This window comes from Pontibacter aydingkolensis (assembly GCF_019443125.1).
GTDB lineage: Bacteria > Bacteroidota > Bacteroidia > Cytophagales > Hymenobacteraceae > Pontibacter > Pontibacter aydingkolensis.
The window spans coordinates 43,112-62,282 of sequence record NZ_JAHYXK010000018.1 but is presented as its reverse complement, the minus strand read 5'-3'; the positions used below and the strand labels follow the sequence as shown (position 1 = coordinate 62,282).

The following is a 19,171-nucleotide window of genomic DNA, read 5'->3' as shown; positions in this document are numbered from 1 at the left end:
TGATGGTAAACCTACAATTATAGGGAAGTCCTGTATGATTTTAAACTCCCAGAAACTCTCCCTCACTTTTAGATTACAATTTGCTGTATAAACCTACTTATAACTATGGAAAAAGATCAGCAAGAGCATAGCACCGGCGACCAGCATAATCAGGGAGGCGGTATGGGTATGCGTGGTGTAACCCGGCCTATGGCGGAGAAGCAGATGCGCGACCACAACAAAAAAATGCATGATGGTGATGACCATAATGACGAAGAAGGCCATGACATGAAAATGGACCCGGAGATGCGTGAAAAGATGCTGCACATGCACCATATGCAAACACTCTGGGTGTACTGGATGATCATCATACTTGGGTGTTGGGTACTTTTCTCACCGCTTACCTTTGACTATAGCATTGGCACGGTGCAGCCTTCCGGCGGCCGTTCGGTGTGGTTATCGCTGGAGCAGCGCATTGCCTTCATGAAGTGGAGCGACATTATTAGCGGAGCATTACTCATCTTTTTCGGATGGCGCGGCCTTACGCCCAACCGCCCTGTCAGCCTCTGGATCTGCTGCTTTGTAGGTATCTGGCTCACCATGGCACCTATACTTTTCTGGTCGCCATCTGCCGTGGCATACCTTAATGACACGATGTTAGGTGCCCTGATTATTGCGCTGACCATACTTATACCGGGTATGCCGAACATGATCATGTACATGAAGATGGGGCCGAAGGTGCCCCCGGGCTGGAGCTATAACCCCAGCAGTTGGCCACAACGCTGGATCATGATGGTGCTTGGTTTTGTGGGCTGGATCGTTTCACGTTACCTGGCCGCCTTTCAGTTGGGATATATTGATTCCATGTGGGATCCGTTTTTTGGAAATCAGAGCCAGCAGGTACTGAATTCGAATATGTCTCACTCGCTGCCGATTTCTGATGCCGGCTTAGGGGCCATTGCCTATACCTTTGAGTTCCTGATGGGTTGGATGGGTAGCCCTGCCCGTTGGCGCACCATGCCTTGGATGGTAGCCGTATTCGGTATACTTGTTATTCCGCTGGGTTTGGTACATATCTTCCTGGTGATTTCGCAGCCGGTAATGGTAGGCGCCTGGTGTACTTTCTGTCTTTTAGCCGCAGCCATTATGCTGCCTATGATTCCGTTAGAAGTGGACGAGGTGATCGCCATGATCCAGTTCGTTAAAAAGAAAATGAAGAAGGGCGAAGGCTTCTGGAAGCTGTTTTGGAAAGGCGGTACTATAGAAGGTGGGGAGAAAGATGAGCATGCACCGGAACTGATGAAGTTTCCGCAGGAACCTGGCAAAGTATACGCCTCTTCTATCTGGGGCATGAGTTTCCCGTGGACGCTGACGGTATCAATGCTGCTTGGCGTGGCCATGGTATTTGCACCGGGTGTGTTTGGTGTGCCTATTCAGGATACAGTGGCCGATGTGCTGCACCTTACTGGTTCGCTGGTAGTGGTGGTGTCGGTTATTTGTATGGGGGAGCCGTTGCGCATTGGTCGTTACCTGAACATACTTCTCGGGTTAGTGGCTGTTGTGGCTCCATGGTTTCTGGACGGGCCAACTGTCTTGAACATTACGGCTCTTATACTTGGACTGGCTGTGGCGGCACTGGCCTTCCCGCTTGGCCCTAAAACACAGAATTACGCAGGCTGGGATGAGTACATCAAGTGAGTTAAATGAGCAGCGTGAGCAGGGGATGCTTTCTGATGAGGAGCTAAAGAAGCGGGTGCGGGATTTGCTGCACCGCAACATGATTAGCGGTGAGCACACAGGCTTTAACTACCACTTTACCAAGCCATCTCAGGAAACGTACCCTTTCCAGTACTTCTGGGATACCTGTTTCCATGTGTTCACGCTTGTAGCACTTAGTGAAGTGGACATGGCTAAAAAACACCTACGGAGCTTGTTTGCCATGCAGCGCCACAATGGTTTTGTAGGGCACATGCACTACTGGAAACGCCTTTGGCCGGGCCGGTCAACCGACCTGCTTCAATTGAGACCTGTAGACGTTCTGCATCTGTACAAGCCGCACATGTCGGCACTGGTGCAGCCGCCTCTTGCCGCGCAGGCGGTTTTATGTGTTTACAAAGCTGACAAGGACATCGCTTTTGTAAAGGAGATGTTACCCAAATTAAAGAGGTACTATAAATGGCTGTCGCAAAACCGTGACTTTGAGGGAGAGGGACTGCTTTCGATCATCTCACCCTTCGAGTCGGGTATGGACTGGAAAGCCAGCTACGATCCGGTGCTTGGCTATGAAGGAAAAGGCGGTCCGCTACTTTTCTGGAAGGTGCTGCAGGTGGATGCTTTCAATTTTTTTAAGAACTACAACCTGCCAGAGATCTATAAAAGCGACAGGTTTATTGTAAAGGATGTAGGGTTTAATACGATTTACGCGCAAAACCTGGTGGCACTGGCAGAACTGTGCGGTATAGCTGTTGATGAGGAGGAGCACCATTTCAGGAAACAGGCAAGTGTAACTGAAAAGAGCATCATGCAACACATGTACGATGAGCAGGATGCAGCCTTCTATGACCTGTATGGCCATCACTACAGAAAGCTTAAAGTGCGTACAGGAACCATCTTTTTTCCGGTAGTGCTCAAAAGTGTACCGAAGGAAGTATGCACACAGGTGCTGGAACGGCATCTGCTGCATCAGGACGGCTTTCATGTGTCTTTTCCTGTTCCCTCGCTTGCCAAAGATGAACCTGCTTTTAATCCTGATGAATCGATCTATATTTGGCGTGGCCCTACCTGGGTGGTTTTTAACTGGTTCATGCAGGCGCATCTCTTGGAAAAAGATTACACAGAAGAAGCCGCCAACCTGTTACAAAGTATAAAGCAACTCATCAGCAGGAGCGGTTTTAGGGAGTACTATAACCCGTTTACCGGCGAAGGCCACGGGGCAGAAGACTTTACCTGGTCAGGGCTGGTGGTGGATATGATCAACAAGCAGCGGGGGAAGGAAAATGAGGCGCGGGACAAAGGCTAAAAGTATATTTTGCACGTCATAAGTGAATCTGCTAAACAATTGGTTTTTACCAAGCCTTCCAGTTTTACTAACCTTAACCTTGTAGGAGATAATTTTGTAGCTTTGGCAAAAACTAAAGTATAAACTACAGTTTGTCGAACATTTCTACATTTATACACCATGAACACCACCTTTACGAATATCGCGTCAGCGCTGATTCTTTGCGCTACCCTTACTTGTTGCACCCAGCCGGCCCAGGAGCAGGAAACTCCTATTGAGGAAAACAGCCATGCTGCGCACACGCCTGAACTAAGTGAGGGTGCCACCATTATCGGGGCACAGCCGGAGCCAGATACCTTGAAAGGCAGTCTGAAAGCAGAAGCGCACGGGCAGATAGGGAATGCGCACCTGATGATAAATTACCACTCACCAGCTGTGCGCGGACGTATGATCTGGGGTGGGCTTGTAGCCTATAACCAGGTTTGGGTAACCGGCGCTCACTCTGCTACCAGCTTTACAACCGATAAGGATATTATGGTTGATGGCAAGCCTTTGCCTGCCGGAAAATATGCCCTTTTCACGATTCCGGGAGAGCAGGAGTGGACCATCATCATCAACAAAAACTGGGAGCAACATTTAGCTGATAATTATTCCGAGAAAGACGATGTGCTACGCATTACAGTAAAGCCAGAAATAGTAGCGCAACCGCAGGAGCGTCTGCGTTACGAGATAGTGTCTGAAGGCAACAATGAAGGCGCTATAGTTATCAGCTGGGATAAGCTTAAAATAACTGTTCCGGTAACAGTATAATGCTCGCTTTAATAAGCGAGCAGCAAAGGCATAAATCGCTTTAAGATTAAGCATCTATACTTCAAGAGGCCATGCAGGAAACTGTGTGGCCGCTTTGCTTTAGGGAGATGTTGTTGTTAAACTGGCTTGATAAGATTGGTAACTGGTTAAGGTTATATCCGTTATTAAAATATGTAAATCAAGTAAAGCTACATCTAAGTGTAGTACTTGAGCTCTATATGTACTGCAACTCCATACTTTGCGCTTATTTACAGGTGTGCTGAGTATTTCCTCTTTTCACCCTTCCTTTAAATATGTCCATACTACCTTTTTAAGATTTTACACATGGCAAACTACATTAAGCTGTTTAAAGATATTAGTTACAACGACCTGAGCAAAGTGGGCGGAAAGAATGCATCGCTGGGCGAAATGTATAACCAGCTTAACCCGGAAGGCATACAGGTGCCGGATGGTTATGCGACTACCTCGGAAGCCTACTGGTACTTCCTGGAGCAGAACAACCTGAAGGAGCAGCTGACATCTATACTTGACAGCCTCGATACAAAACAATTTAATAATCTAAACGAAGTAGGTGAGAAGGCAAGGGATATTATACTTTCTGCCAGATTTCCGGAGGAGATAAGAAAGGAAATCGAAACCGGATACAATTACCTTAAAAAGGAATATGGCGATGAGGTATCACTGGCCGTACGAAGCAGCGCCACTGCCGAAGACCTGCCCACCGCCAGTTTTGCAGGTCAGCTGGAAACTTACCTGAACGTAAGCGGCCTGAATAACCTTTACAAAGCCTGCCACCACAGCTACGCATCACTTTTCACGAACAGAGCCATCAAGTATAGAGTAGACAATGGATTTGAGCACATGCAGGTGGCTTTATCTGTAGGAGTGCAAACGATGGTAAGGTCTGATAGGGCCTGCTCAGGGGTGATGTTTACCCTGGACCCGGATACCGGTTTCGAAAATGTGGTCGTAATCTCAGGCTCCTGGGGGCTAGGTGAGAACATTGTACAGGGCTCAGTTAATACCGATGAGTTCGTGGTTTTTAAGCCAATGCTGGATAAAGCAGCGCAGCCCATCATCTCCCGCAAGCTTGGCAGCAAGGCCAAAACCATGGTATATGCTGAAAAGAAAGAGGGAGAGTTGCAATTACCAACAGATGCCATCATAAACCTGGATACAGAACCTGATAAGCAGGAAGTGTTTGTGCTGCAGGATGACGAAGTAATTCAGCTCGCAAAGTGGGGCAAAAGGATTGAAGAACATTACAAACAACCCATGGATGTAGAATGGGCAAAGGATGGTATAACCGGAAAGCTGTTTATAGTGCAGGCCAGGCCGGAAACAGTGCAAAGCCAACATAAAGACCAGGCATTTTTTACGGAGTATACTTTACAGGAAGAAGGTAAAGTACTTTGCTCGGGCATAGGTCTCAGTAACCGCATTGTAACCGGTGTGGCCCGCATACTCAACTCACCTAAAGAAATTGACAAGCTGCAGGAAGGAGAGGTGCTCGTTACCCGTAAAACCGATCCCGACTGGGACCCAATCCTGAAAAAAGCTATCGCTATTATCACAGAACAGGGTGGCCGCACCAGCCATGCCGCCATTGTAGCCCGCGAAGTGGGAGCTGTTGCCGTACTTGGTACCGAAAATGCCACGCAAACTATACAGGACGGGCACCAGGTTACCGTATCAACGGCAGGAGGGGAAACCGGCTATGTGTACGAGGGAGTATTGGAGTGGGACGAAAAAAAGACGGACATGAGCAAACTGGGTACCCCTCAGACCAAAGCCATGCTTATACTTGGCGATCCGGAGCAGGCCTTCAAATATTCTTTCCTGCCAAACGATGGAGTGGGGCTGATGCGGATGGAGTTTATCATTAATAACTCGATACAGATACACCCCATGGCGCTGAAACATTTTGAGAAGGTAGAGGATAAGGACGCAAGGGAAAAGATAGAGCAACTCACGCATCATTTCTCCAACAAAGAAGACTATTTTGTAGATAAGCTGGCAGAGGCAACTGGTATCATCGCAGCTGCATTTTACCCCAAGGATGTGATCGTGCGCATGAGTGACTTTAAATCGAATGAATATGCGAACCTGATAGGAGGCCGGCAGTTTGAACCGGAGGAATCTAACCCCATGATCGGATTGCGTGGCGCGTCCCGTTACTATCATCCATTGTACCAGGAAGGTTTTGAACTGGAATGCCGCGCTATGAAGAAAGTGCGTGAAAAAATGGGCCTGACCAATGTAAAGCTGATGATCCCTTTCTGCAGAACAGTAGACGAGGGTAAAAAAGTGATCAGTTTAATGGAAGAGTATGGTTTAAAGCGGGGTGATAACGGACTGGAAGTATACGTAATGGTAGAGATACCAAGTAATGCATTGCTGGCTGAAGAGTTTGCAGAAGTATTCGATGGTTTCTCGATCGGCTCCAACGACCTGACGCAACTTAGCCTGGGCGCAGACCGGGACTCAGGTTTGCTAAGCGATATCTTTTCGCCATTCGACCCGGCAGTGCAGCAACTGATCGTGATGACGCTTGAGAAAGCAAAGAAATCCGGCACTAAAGTTGGACTCTGCGGCCAGGCTCCCAGCGACTATCCAAAGTATGCGTCTTTCCTGGTAGAGAACGGCATCAACAGCATCTCTTTTAATCCAGACGCCTTTTTTAAAGGACTTGAAAACATGCTGCAGGCAGAGAAAGCGTCAGGTGTTACAGTCTATTCCTGATGTTTACATGCCATTTCTATACTTATACTTTACTTTAAAACAGCCCTTGCTCGCCTCTGGCGAGTGTGCGGTATCAGGTGGCGGGACGCCACATTGTACTACAGGAATATATTTATCGGCGGCCAGATGCCTAGGGATAGCTCACACTCGCCAGAGGCGAGCGAGGGCACTGATTAGTTACGCAATGCTGATTTAAAATTGGTGTATTTATACTTTTCGTTGCGAAACGGTTGCTTGTATCGCCTCAGCCAACAATTCATCAACTTTAATCCCGTTTGACACATGTGGAATGGTATTGCAGGTAACTACCTGCGCTGCTCCGGCCTGTAGCAGGGCTTCGTAGGCTCCTTCCGCGAAAACAGCGTGTACACCTATGCACACAGGCGGTATAGAGCTAAGCCTTTTTAACTGCTGTATCGTTTCTATCATGGTTCGTGCCGTGGATATAATATCATCTACAAGTACAGGGGTATAATCCGGGTATCCCGCCATTTCTGGCTGCGTTACCTGTACTTCTCTGTCGCCCTGCCTTGTTTTGTTAAGTATTAAGTACGACGCATTGGCCAGGGTGGCGACCTCTTTCACCCATTGCATACTTTCTTCATCGGGACCTATGAGCAAAGGTTTCTCTATATTACTTTTAACCCAGTTGGCCAGCGGTGGAGCGACATGCAGCGCCATGGCCGGTATAGTATAAAGTTCCTCCATGTGGTGGAAGCGGTGCAGGTGCGGGTCTATCGTTATCAGACTATTTGCTGTGCCGGAAATGAGGTCTGCAAAATACCTGGAAGTAACCGCCTCTCCCGGATTGAACTGTATATCCTGGCGCATGTAAGCAAGGTATGGGGCAACAAGGCAAACACTGGCAGCGCCCAGCTCACGGGCCGTTCTGGCAAGAAAGTATAAAGGCAGTAGCTTGGCATCAGGCTGGTGAAGGGTGCAGACAAGTATAACCTGTTTCTGGTGTACGTCCGAAAGTATGCGTACATAGCTTTCCCCATCCGGGAATCGTCTTATAGCTGTCTCTCCAACTTGGGCCTGAAGTATAGTTGCAAGTGACGCTGTGAGCACTTCGTTTCCGGGTAAGGCAAATAGTATCCTGCTCATAATGCTGCCAGTTGAACAATTTGAGTAGAGCTGTGCAAAAAGTTGAGGGCATAGCTTAGCTCACCCTGAGAAGCTGCATAGATCGTGAAGAGTGGTTCTCCTTGCTTAACATATTTCCCAATTGGGGCCTTGAAATGGATACCTGCACCCGCGGATTTTGGTGCACCCGCCAGCTTTCCTACTTTGGCTAATTTGCGATTATCGATAGCTTGTACCACACCACTGGTCATGGCCAGCACATCGTGTTGTATAGCTGCAGGCACCGGTTCCCTAAACCCGCCCTGGGCCTCGCATATCCGGTAGAATTTGTCAAGTGCCTGGCCGCTTTCCAATATGCCGAGTGCACGGTCAGTTCCTCTGCCTTTTGGTGCAGCACCTGCAACCTCCAGCATAAGGCCGGCAAGCTGCACAGCCCTGTCTTTCAGGTCGGTGGGGGCATCGGGTTCGTTGCGCAGTACTGACAGAACATCCATCGCCTCCAGTGCAGGACCAATGCCGCGCCCTACCGGCTGCGTACCATCTGTTATCATCACTTCAACTCCCACCCCAATGGATAGCCCCACAGCCCTTAAATAATACTCCAGCAAAAAAGCCTCTTCTTTGGACCTTACTTTGGCTGTTTCACCAACGGGAATGTCGATCACCACATGTGTTGATCCGGCAGCTGCTTTTTTAGACAGTACAGAAGCGATCATCTGGCCGGCACTGTCTACGTCAAGCGCTTTCTCTACCGAAATGATCACATCGTCTACAGGGCTCAGCTTAACAGCCCCGCCCCATGTCATGCAACCGCCTTCCTGCCGCACCACATCCTTTATCTGTTCCAGCGACAGGTTTACGGGTGTCATGGTTTCGATGGCATCGGCAGTACCGGCAGGAGAAGTAATTGCCCTGGATGATGTTTTTGGAATAATGAGGCCGGCTGCTGCAATAATGGGTACAATAATGGGCGTTGTTCTGTTTCCCGGCAAACCTCCCACGCAGTGCTTATCTATAATCATAGGCTCGTCCCATTCTAAGGTAGAGCCAGAGTTTATCATGGCTTTGGTAAGATAGATAACTTCATCAAGCGCCAGGTTATCACCGGAGCAAACGGTTACAAAGGCGGCTATTTCAATTTTAGAGTATAAGCCCTTTGTTACATCCGAAATAATCCGCTGAATGGCAGACTCGTTAAATTTTTTGCCAAACATTTTTGCCCGTACTTCACTAAACGAAAGTATAGGCTGTATATGCGTCACTGTGATCAGATCGCCTTCTGTTGCTCCGAGCTTATTAAATGCTTCTTCTGATAAAACTGCCTCCCCATGCTCGATCAGTTCGGATGTGATCACGTTTAGCGTGGCGATTATACTTTGCGAGCCATAGTTAACCGAAACCCGTGTGTTGGCAGTAAAACCCTCTGAGCGGCAAACCGGGGAGTCGGCCCGCATAAAGATGATCTTTTCGGTATGTGTTTCAATTCCCAGTCTGCGGAGCCGCATGATGTTACTGTTGTTTTCCTCCATATCAACTGCCGCATAGATTCTCAACTTCGTCTAGCACACTATGGATCCGCTTATCCCGAACACCGGCTTTATGCAGCAGTGCTTCGTTGTGGAGCAGCTCTTTGCACAGTACCACCCTCATGTCGAGCAGGTGCTGTTTTTCGGTATGGGAGAGTGTTGTAAGGCAGGTGAGGGGATAAAGCGCAAAAGAATCCACCATATCTTTTATACCGCCTTTATGCGGGAAGTCCCAGCCAACCAGGTGCAGGTTTGCGCAGCTGGCATAACGTATGGCATCTTCAGTAAAACGTGTATTGGTTACTACCCAACCCTGGTGAAAACGTATCTCAAACTCGTGTTCAGAAGGCCATACTTTCTCCACGTCCTTAAACCTGGACTGGATGTACATCGGGATCTTTACATCCGATTTATTGTGGTGCAGGTTATGGTACTTGCATTCAATCATGTAGCGCTTTCCGTCTTTAGAGGCAACAACGTCAATTTCGTGCCGCACACATTGGCCATCTATAAAAACACCGATCTCCGTAGTATAGCCCTGTACATTGAGTAGCTCCGCCACAAATTTCTCGAAAGGGAAACCGGATGGCCCCAACTGCATAACTCCTTGCTTTAAGCTATACCTGGCAGCAGTGCTTTTAGATAGTTTTTTAAGTATAGCGAATGCATGTTTGTATATTTTTTTTGTGGGGATACCTTCGTACAGTTTAGGCTCCAGTAAGCGGAGAACTTCCTGTATCACCTCATCGCTGGCTCCGGACTTACGGAGAGACAATTTGAGTTTGCCAACCGAGAAAAGTACATGCTCGCCAGAGGCTTTGGTTATAACCAGCTGTTCCATAGTTTCAGCTATAATGGTAGATTGGGTTTGGGTGTAACAGTATAAACCTGTTTATGCTGCTCACTCAAGTTCAGCATTAGCAGGCAGCATTACAACAAAAATCCGCTATAAATTAGAAGGTTTTGTTATTTAGAAATGCGCTCCCAAACCTCGTTAACTTTATTGCCCGTGCTGCTCTGGCCGGTGTGGTGCCACTTGCCATCCTTTACTTCATAATTAAATGTTAGCTGCATACCTACTCTGCTGGCATCACGTGAAAAGAGCTCGATATGCTCTATATACTTTCCGTTATCTGCTGTATACGTGCCGCCGCCTGTGCCTGAAAACTCTCCCGTCTCGGAGTTAAAGGCGATCCATTGAAAACGTGTGTCAGAAAGTACCTTCAGTGTTTTGCGCGGGCTGGGCTGCATGGTGCTCATCTGCCCGTCGCGCTCACGGCTGGTTATGCGCCAGGTTCCGGCAAGGGGAGAGTCTGTAGCTTGCTCGTTTATCTTCTCCAAGGTTTCAGTAGCAGTGCCGTTTTTGCCAAGGCCGGTAGTCTGCCATTTACCATTTTGCATGGTAGACGTGCCCGATACCGATTTACCTACCAGAGTAGAGTCGAAGTTATTGAATTCATACGTTGCAAAGTGCCGGCCATTGGTGCTGGAAAAAGTGCCGCCGTAAGTTCCCACAAATTTCTTGTCTTGCTGGTTATAAACTGCCACTGTAAAGTATCCGTCCTGGATTATCTTAACTGCCGAAACATCTATATACTTCCATCTGCTGCAAGCAAACGCCACGCGCCCTCCATACTTGCCGCCTGACTGATAACATGCTCAGAGGGAGTGGTTTGTAAATGTGGTGGCACTTGTTGTACAATTGGTGGAGCCTTGCAAGCTATACATAGCATAAGCAGGAGCAATGAGGCATAATGGGTTAGTAGCTGTGTTAAGAATTTCATTATATGGAAGTGTGGTGTTGGTTAAATTATGGCATACGTATAAAGTTTAATCTCATTCTTAACCAATTTAAATAGGATTACCTCGCTACCCAGCCGCCATCTACTACCAGGGCATGGCCAGTAGTAAACGAGGATGCGTCTGAACAGAGCCAGATGGCAGCCTCGGCAATTTCTTCCGGCTCCCCAAACCTGCCAATAGGCTCTCCACTAACCATAGCGTCTTTTGTGAGTTTGTTTTTCTCTATAAACCTGTCGATCATGGCTGTTTGAATTGCTCCCGGGCAAACAGCATTCACCCGTATCCCTTGCTGCGCATACTCCAGGGCCGCAGCTTTTGTAATACCGATTACAGCATGTTTCGAAGCTGTATAGATAGGTATACCCGGAAACCCGATAACGCCTGCAATGGAAGAGCAGTTAACGATGGCGCCTTTGCCCTGTTGGAGCATATGCGGGATCTGGTGCTTCATACACTGCCATACGCCTTTCAAATTTATGCCTATTACCCTGTCGAAGTTCTCCTCAGTAACCTCATGCGTAGGGGCCGATTCTCCCTCAATGCCTGCATTATTGAAGGCATAGTCCAGTCTGCCAAAGGTTTTAATGGTTTGCTCTACCATGGCCTTCACATCGCTGTCTTTTGATACATCGCACTTTATGAAAATGGCCTCTCCGCCTGCAGACTTTATACTGTTTACAGTTTTATCGTCTTCTTTCCAGTCTACTACGGCAACTTTGGCACCGTGCTCCGCAAACAGGATCGCTGTTGACCTGCCTATACCAAAGCTTGCACCGGTTACAATGGCTACTTTACCCTGAAACTGCTTTTCCATAGTTTAAAATTTAGATTGTTACCTCCTTCACTGATTTATCTGAGTAAAACAGCATTTGGATCGCCTATGAATAGACAGGGTGAGGAATTGGCTATACTTTGCTGTTGAGCAATGGGGTGTGAATTGGATTAGTTCTAATTATTATATGTTTAAGAATACGTCGTATTTCTCAATCCGGCTGTAAAACAGTCAGGATTAATTTGTTATAACTGATACTTTATTTTTGAAGTATGACTTATGCGTAGTACAGGGCATGGATAGCTTATTAAAATTCCGTAACCTTCTTTACCAAGAAGCACTAAACTTTAATAGGAATTAGCTGATGAACAGCATCTTTAGTAGTTGCATACTTTTAGTTGATGCTGGTTTTGGAGAGCATCGGGAGTAATGTAACGGCAAAAGGTATGGAAAGTAATACTTTAACTATAGACAGACGCATGAAAAGTGCAGGATTGGTAATTTTGATCGCTTTGCTTTCGGCTGCTTTGGCGATAGCAGGATACAGATATTTCGATAACAGGGAAAGTATAAGTTTATTCGGTGAGGAAAACCGTGCGCTTCTTTCAGATATAAATCCATCAGCCTCTGTTTCCTCTGCCGGCAACCCTGATTTTGTTAGAGCAGCTGCCATGGTAACGCCTGCTGTAGTACACATTAATACCCAGTACGACCGAGCGGTGGTTTCAGGCAATCCGTTTTATGGCAACCAGGCTGTTCCGGCACACGGTTCAGGCTCAGGCGTACTTATCTCTCCTGATGGGTATGTAGTCACAAATAACCATGTCATAGAAAATGCTTCTGCCATTGAAGTTGTTTTACCTGATAAGAGAACCTTCAGTGCAAAGTTGATAGGACGAGATCCTGACACAGACCTTGCCCTGGTAAAGGTAAAAGGAAGTGACTTGCCGGTAGTGCCGCTGGGTAACTCAGATAGCGTGCAGGTAGGAGAGTGGGTATTGGCAGTAGGGTATCCTTTCTCGCTGAATTCTACTGTAACGGCGGGTATAATCAGTGCCAAAGGCAGAAGTATAGGTATACTTAACCGGCAAAGCCAGGACTATTACGCCGACCCGTCTCAGCCTGGTTTTAATACTGCAATAGAATCTTTTATTCAAACGGATGCAGCTATAAACCGTGGTAACAGTGGTGGTGCCCTGGTAAACACAGATGGAAAGCTTATTGGCATAAACGCGGCGATTGCTTCACAAACAGGTAGCTACGCAGGTTATGGATTTGCAATACCTGTAAATCTGATGCGCAAAATAGTCAACGACTTCAGGAAGTATGGCGAAGTAAGGCGTGGCTACCTGGGAGTAAGTTTTCCTGCACCTGCCGCTGAAGATGATTTGCTCAGGCAACTTGGTGTAGACCCTGCCTCAGTGAAGGGTGTATATGTTACGGGCATACAGTCAGGCAGCGGAGCCGCAGCAGCCGGACTGAAAGAAGGGGACATCATACAAAAGATAGATGGCGTTAGCGTCACTTCCTCGTCAGAGCTTTCGGAACGCATTGCCAGGTATAACCCCGGCGATAAGGTTCAGCTTACTTTCCTGCGCGATGGCCGCACCCGCAGTGCAAATGTGGTGCTAAAAGGGGAAGAAGAAGCTAGGCGAGCTTCTGGTGCCGAACGTTCTGAAGACAGCTTTCAGGCCAGGCTCGGCGCAACTTTTGCTCCTGTACCAGATCGCATGAAGCAACAGTACCGCCTCAGGTCGGGGGTTTATGTTACAGCTGTGCAGCGAAACGGATTCTTCTTTAAGGCAGGGATACCCGAGGGAACCATCATTACAAGTATAAATGGTATACCTGTAAACAATACATCAGACATGGAAAAAGCCATTGCCGCCACACGTAACAACATGGTCCGGATTGTAGGCATAACACCCGATGGAGCGGGCTTCGTGTTTAGTATTCCGCTGGGTGCCTAGGCTAGGTGCATACAAAAGTTGTGGCAGAGGCAGATTGAGCATAGCAGTTTAACTGGAGATGAGGCGTATAGCATACTTTATTCTTGAAGAGCCAAATGATAAGTAAAATTGCCATACTAAGCTTAACCTTTGCCTTGTTGGCTGTTGACCAACAAGCTGATATCAAAGCCATGAGAAATAATGCGCATGATTTCGTACCGCAAGACACTGCAGCTGCTCTTACCCTGTTTCTGTGCGGCGATGTGATGACGGGCAGAGGCATTGACCAGGTGCTGCAGCATTCTGTTGATCCTGAAATCCATGAGTCGTATGTAAAGGATGCGCGGGATTATGTTAGGCTGGCAGAACGTAAAAACGGGACTATTCCAAAACAGGTTTCCTATGACTACATCTGGGGAGATGCCCTGGAAGTATGGCGTAGAGAGTCTCCTGGCCTTAAGATCATAAACCTTGAAACAAGTATAACTAACCATAATACGCCATGGCCCGGTAAAGTAGTGCAATACAGGATGCACCCTGCCAATGTACCTGTGTTAACTGCTGCCGGCGTAGACTTCTGCTCGCTGGCAAACAACCATACTTTGGACTGGGGAAGGCCCGGACTTGCAGAGACTATAAAGACCTTATCAGAAGCAGGGGTGCCTTTTGCCGGCGCAGGCTTGAATCTAAACGAAGCCAGAAAGCCTGCTATTTTTAAGAAAAGGCAGGGCAGGATCATTGTACTGGCCTATGGCTCCCAAAACAGCGGAATTTCTCCTGACTGGGCTGCAGCACGCGATTTACCGGGTATAAACCTTTTGCCAGACATGGGTGAGTCAACTGTTAAAATGGTGCAGCAGCAGGTAAAGGAAATAAAGCAGCAAGGCGATGTTGTGGTGTTCACGGTGCATTGGGGAAGTAATTGGGGCTATGATGTGCCGCCCAGCCACCAGTACTTTGCCTGCCAGTTAATAGATAAAGCAGGCGTAGACTTGGTGCATGGGCATTCGTCGCACCATCCGATGGGGATGGAAGTATACAAAGGGAAACTGATCATGTACGGTGCCGGTGATTTTATTAACGACTATGAAGGGATTGGTGGGCATGAGATGTACAGGGGTGATCTGACACTAATGTATTTCCCCAATATTGATCCTGTTACCGGGCAACTGAAGTCTCTTAAGATGGTGCCGATGCAGGTGCGGAAATTTAAACTAAACTATGCCTCAACTTCAGATACAAAGTGGCTGCAGGGCACCTTAAACAGAGAATGCAATAAACTTGGTACAAGTGTAAAACTGAATCAGGACGGTTCATTCTTTCTTAGCTGGTAATGCTTTAGGTTACATTGCTGGAGTTTAAGCCGGTGTATTGATTGAATGGTTTTGCTTTCAACACAATTAAGCATCAGCAGCTTTAATTTTAGATTTTTCACATCTTACAAGCTTACCGTTTCCCAAAATTACCAAATCATACTACGTGTTGGCTTGATAATATTATTGATTTATAATTAGAATAAACAACCTGTAGTTATACTATAGACAAGTGAAAAGGTAATTGTAACCTATTAACTTATGTAGGGTAAAGTATAGCATGATATGGTGGGATAAGGAGAGATAAAGCCTGTATTGCCATGTGATATATTTTGTACTGCAGGCACTTGCCAGCTTTAAAACCCGGAAGTATGAATGTTATATTCTTCAGCGCCAAACCATACGATATTCATTTCTTTAAGGATGCCAATAAGCAGCATAGGCATCACCTCAAGTTTTTGGAAGTGCCGCTAAACGAGAGCACCGCTGTGCTGGCAAAAGAGCAGGATGCCGTATGCGTTTTCGTAAACGATACGGTTAATGCAAAGGTATTGCAGATTTTAACTGATGCAGGTGTGAAAATTGTAGCCTTACGGTGCGCCGGCTACAACAACGTAGATCTTACTGCCGCCCAAGAAAAGGGGATTAAAGTAGCGCGTGTGCCAGCTTATTCTCCTTATGCTGTGGCTGAGCACACCTTGGCACTTATACTTACCTTAAACCGTAAAACCCATCGGGCTTATAACCGCGTCAGGGAAGGTAATTTTGCACTCAGCGGCCTTATGGGTTTTGACCTGCATGGCAGAACAGTTGGTTTGATAGGGTTAGGTAAGATAGGCCTGGTAACAGCACGCATTCTGAAAGGCTTCGGTTGCAAAGTGCTTGGCTACGATATCACTGAAATTGAGGAAGCAGAGCAGATCGGCGTGGTGTTGATTGACCTGGATAGCCTCTACCGTCAAGCTGATATCATATCACTGCATTGCCCGCTTACACCGCAAACCTACCACCTGATCAATGATGAATCCATTGCTAAAATGAAGGATGGAGTAATGCTGATCAATACCAGCCGGGGCGCCATTATCGATACCAAGGCTGTAATTAAAGGGCTTAAAACCGAAAAGATAAGTTACCTGGGGCTTGACGTGTACGAAGAAGAAGGAGACCTGTTTTTCGAGGACTTGTCCAATAAGGTGATTCAGGATGACGTATTCATGCGTTTGCTGTCCTTCAATAATGTGCTGATAACAGGCCATCAGGCTTTTTTTACTACCAATGCCTTGCAAAGTATAGCCCAGATATCCCTACAAAACATAACTGACTTAGAACAAGGGAAAGTGCTTGTAAATGAGGTGCTGCCATAGGGTATTTAACAGCTAAGTATAGTTATTAAATCCGTTAATCTGGCCTTATGATTTACCTGCTCTCGCTGCTGCCTATAATTTTACTCGTAGTAGTTTCTTTAACAAAGGGAGTAAAGCCTGCCGTGATGGTAAGTTGGGCAGTAACATCTGTTCTGTTTTTTTTCTGGGGAGCAGATATAGGACATTACCTGGGAGCAATGGGGGTGGCGCTATTAACTACCGTCAATATTCTGCTGATCGTGCTCGGAGCTGTTTTCCTTTACAGCATTATGTCGCATATGGGCATGGTGGAGCAAATAACCGACTCACTTAATAAACTTCACCCTTCCAAAGAAATTCGTTTTTTTGTGCTGGCCCTGGGCCTGACTGCTTTTTTCGAGGGTGTGGCTGGTTTTGGAACGCCTGGGGCCATAGTGCCGCTCCTACTTATTGCGCTTGGTTTCGATGCAGTTTTATCGGTATCAGTGGTGCTGCTTTTTGATGGCTTGTTTGCTTTGTTTGGTGCGGTGGGCACTCCCATACTTATTGGCCTGCAATTGCCCCTTAACCTTTCGGCTGCAGAGGTACAGGCTATTGGAATCATAGCTGCTTTAATGATAAGTATAACCGGGTTGCTGGTATTATGGCTTGTATTTAGGATGGTAAACAGGCAGCATGCGCCAATGGTATACAAAAGACAGGTTGCAGTACTTTATACATTTATCATCCTTCCGTTTTGTGCCATGGCCTGGTTTGCCCCTGAGCTTGCCACTGTTTTTTCTGCGCTGGCCATGCTGGGGCTTTCTGTTTTATACTTGCGGCAAAAGGGTAGTGCTGCTATAAACCTATGGCCATGGCTGCCTTATGCGGTACTGGCCCTATTACTCCTCTTGCCTAAACTGTTCTGGCCGCTAAAACAATGGATTGCCTGGGAATTAAGATTCGAAAACATGTTTGATTCTGGAATAGGGGGTGGTATTAAGCCCTTGCAATCTCCGTTCATACCTTTTGTTGTGGTGGGGGTTGGAGTTGCCTACTTTAAAAAAGCAGGATCATTGTACCTGAGTGAGCCGCTTAGTAAAATGGTAAATGTATTTATTGTGCTTTTCCCTTCCGTAGTCATTGCGCAGCTAATGATTTTCTCTGGTGTAGAGCAACCGTCTATGGTACGCTATATAGCGGAGATGCTTGGTTCGCTGGGGCAAGCTTATCCTTTGTTTGCCCCTTTTATAGGTGTCACAGGCACATTTATTACAGGTAGCACCACTATATCAAACCTTGTATTCGGCGCAACGCAGCAGGAGGCTGCTCTTTCCCTCAACTTGAACTCAAATACTATTTTGGCACTTCAGCTTGCAGGAGCTTCGCTTGGCAATGCTGTTTGCCTGTTTAACATCATAGCAGCTGGCTCAGTAGCCAACGTTAAAAACTATAAAGCTATACTTTCAAACAACCTGCTACCTACACTGGCAGCTGCTTTAATAATTGGTATTGCAGGCACGTTACTGCTGCTGGCCAGTAAATAATGCTCTGTTATATTTTTACTTAGACTGTAGTTCAAATGCATCGTCTTTCAGTGTGAGCCACTCAAAAGCCTCCTCTTCTGAAAAAAAGTAATAAGGCTTATACAATGCACCCAGGCTTTTTATTTTACAGTCTACAGATTCATTGGCTAGCTGCTGAAATGTGTCGTTAGATGTAACAATGGCAATCCGTTTAAGATGGCTTGCGGATACAATATCTGTTAAGGTTTTTGTCAGCCAGTTTTGGTCATCTAAAGGAGGCACTCCCAACCGCTGATTATTGATCAGAATCCTTTCCAGCTTTTGGTTTATGAGCGTATGTCCTACCTTCTGAATCCCGTTTCTATATTCCGAGCTTTGTACCGGCCTTAACCACCGCACAGTCAGCACGCTGTTACAAGTATCGATATTCAGATTTAGAAAATCTGAGAATGAAATAGTTGTGATCTCATTTGTTTTAGCTGAAGCTAAGTTACCTACTTTCATTTCTGTAGGAACTACACTAGCTGGCCCTTTTTGCAACTGTTTTATTAACGTATTCGCATTGCTTTCCTGGGTAACAAATAAAAGATGCTCTGTTGCAACTTCATCTTTTTCTGCACCACTGAACAACCAGGATTGTGCCGCTTGCATGGTTTTGAATCCACAAGTCTCGTACGGCAATTCCTTAGCTTCCGACATTATCCGTTCATATGCCTGCCATTGTGAACTATTAGAAGAAAGTATTCTGGCACACCGCTCCATAGATGTGTTTTGCAGGGCCTGCTTTAAAAAGTTAGCTGTACATACCTGGTCTTCTAAGGGTGGGGTACCTATTTTCGAAAAATCAGTAAGGGCATATTTTATACGCAGCGTACTGATGCATAATCCGAGAACACGGATACCATGCCGATATTCCTGGCTATTTACAGGTCGAAGCCAACTGGTATGTAAGTATTTCTTTGCTGGGCTATAACTAAGGCTTAAAAAGCTTTTGCTCATATAATATTTAAACTCTATTATTTTGAATATACTGCGAGTTTTAGTCTGCGATTTCCTGCTATGCACTTTTGGCTTTTAGGATCAATAACTTTAAAAATAAAGTTGAATAAAGTACTGCCTAAATTGGGATAATAACATAAAGATGGTTTGTCGTACAGTCCTCAGTTTTGCTCTATTTGTAACTCGCATTCTATTCAAATAAGTTGATTGACAAAAGCCCGGAACCTTATGTGAAAATATAATAATTTGTGAATAGTATTTTATATCTGGATGATTTACCTGATATTATTTGCTCTCAACGCTTGTTTAAGTAATTGAGTTCATGTGTTTTAAGAATTGCATGACA

The 19,171-nt window shown here is 46.4% G+C and carries 14 protein-coding genes; 8 read left to right on the top strand and 6 right to left on the bottom strand.

The features are described 5' to 3' along the window. Nucleotides 1-105: 105 nt before the first annotated feature. The 4 genes from K0O23_RS16815 to ppsA all read left to right on the top strand — a co-directional run bounded on the left by K0O23_RS16815 (nt 106) and on the right by ppsA (nt 6,529). Nucleotides 106-1,677: a vitamin K epoxide reductase family protein gene (locus tag K0O23_RS16815; RefSeq protein ID WP_219878611.1), complete on the top strand. Its 1,572-nt coding sequence runs from the start codon at nt 106-108 to the stop codon at nt 1,675-1,677. After that, nucleotides 1,661-2,998, top strand: a complete 1,338-nt coding sequence (locus K0O23_RS16810; protein WP_246597175.1) for an amylo-alpha-1,6-glucosidase — start codon at nt 1,661-1,663, stop codon at nt 2,996-2,998. The genes K0O23_RS16815 and K0O23_RS16810 overlap by 17 nt, the downstream gene beginning before the upstream one ends. 159 nt (nt 2,999-3,157) lie before the next feature. Further along, nucleotides 3,158-3,787, top strand: coding sequence for a DUF2911 domain-containing protein (locus K0O23_RS16805; RefSeq protein WP_219878610.1), 630 nt, complete (start codon nt 3,158-3,160; stop codon nt 3,785-3,787). Between the two features lie 324 nt (nt 3,788-4,111). Then, nucleotides 4,112-6,529 (top strand): phosphoenolpyruvate synthase, encoded by a 2,418-nt coding sequence (gene ppsA, locus K0O23_RS16800; protein ID WP_219878609.1) that lies wholly within the window; start codon nt 4,112-4,114, stop codon nt 6,527-6,529. Nucleotides 6,530-6,736: 207 nt separating this feature from the next. Here the strand turns inward: ppsA and K0O23_RS16795 are convergent, their stop codons facing one another. The 5 genes from K0O23_RS16795 to K0O23_RS16775 all read right to left on the bottom strand — a co-directional run bounded on the left by K0O23_RS16795 (nt 6,737) and on the right by K0O23_RS16775 (nt 11,758). Then, nucleotides 6,737-7,636: a ribose-phosphate pyrophosphokinase gene (locus K0O23_RS16795; RefSeq protein ID WP_219878608.1), complete on the bottom strand. Its 900-nt coding sequence runs from the start codon at nt 7,634-7,636 to the stop codon at nt 6,737-6,739. Continuing rightward, nucleotides 7,633-9,144 carry a thymidine phosphorylase family protein gene (locus K0O23_RS16790; RefSeq protein WP_219878607.1) on the bottom strand — a complete coding sequence of 504 codons (1,512 nt, stop codon included), beginning with the start codon at nt 9,142-9,144 and terminating at the stop codon, nt 7,633-7,635. Before K0O23_RS16790 ends, K0O23_RS16795 begins: the two co-directional genes overlap by 4 nt. Nucleotide 9,145: 1 nt before the next feature. Continuing rightward, on the bottom strand, nt 9,146-9,982 hold the full coding sequence (locus K0O23_RS16785) for a restriction endonuclease (RefSeq protein ID WP_246597174.1): 837 nt from the start codon (nt 9,980-9,982) through the stop codon (nt 9,146-9,148). Nucleotides 9,983-10,107: 125 nt separating this feature from the next. Further along, on the bottom strand, nt 10,108-10,689 hold the full coding sequence (locus tag K0O23_RS16780; RefSeq protein ID WP_219878606.1) for a membrane or secreted protein: 582 nt from the start codon (nt 10,687-10,689) through the stop codon (nt 10,108-10,110). Nucleotides 10,690-11,002: 313 nt separating this feature from the next. Further along, nucleotides 11,003-11,758 carry an SDR family oxidoreductase gene (locus K0O23_RS16775; RefSeq protein WP_219878605.1) on the bottom strand — a complete coding sequence of 252 codons (756 nt, stop codon included), beginning with the start codon at nt 11,756-11,758 and terminating at the stop codon, nt 11,003-11,005. Between the two features lie 359 nt (nt 11,759-12,117). Between K0O23_RS16775 and K0O23_RS16770 the strand changes: the two genes are divergently transcribed. The 4 genes from K0O23_RS16770 (at nt 12,118) to K0O23_RS16755 (ending at nt 17,847) form a co-directional block, all read left to right on the top strand. Beyond that, a complete protein-coding gene (locus tag K0O23_RS16770) occupies nt 12,118-13,686 on the top strand; it encodes a trypsin-like peptidase domain-containing protein (RefSeq protein WP_246597173.1) in 1,569 nt (522 codons plus the stop codon). Between the two features lie 95 nt (nt 13,687-13,781). Next, entirely contained in the window at nt 13,782-14,999 is a 1,218-nt protein-coding gene (locus tag K0O23_RS16765) for a CapA family protein (RefSeq protein WP_219878604.1), read from the top strand. A 350-nt stretch (nt 15,000-15,349) separates the two neighbouring features. After that, nucleotides 15,350-16,342 (top strand): 2-hydroxyacid dehydrogenase, encoded by a 993-nt coding sequence (locus K0O23_RS16760; RefSeq protein ID WP_219878603.1) that lies wholly within the window; start codon nt 15,350-15,352, stop codon nt 16,340-16,342. Nucleotides 16,343-16,389: 47 nt separating this feature from the next. Continuing rightward, the gene (locus tag K0O23_RS16755; protein ID WP_219878602.1) at nt 16,390-17,847 is read left to right on the top strand and encodes an L-lactate permease; all 1,458 of its coding nucleotides are present in this window, start codon (nt 16,390-16,392) and stop codon (nt 17,845-17,847) included. 15 nt (nt 17,848-17,862) lie between these two features. Here the strand turns inward: K0O23_RS16755 and K0O23_RS16750 are convergent, their stop codons facing one another. After that, entirely contained in the window at nt 17,863-18,825 is a 963-nt protein-coding gene (locus tag K0O23_RS16750; RefSeq protein ID WP_219878601.1) for a hypothetical protein, read from the bottom strand. Between the last annotated feature and the right edge of the window lie 346 nt (nt 18,826-19,171).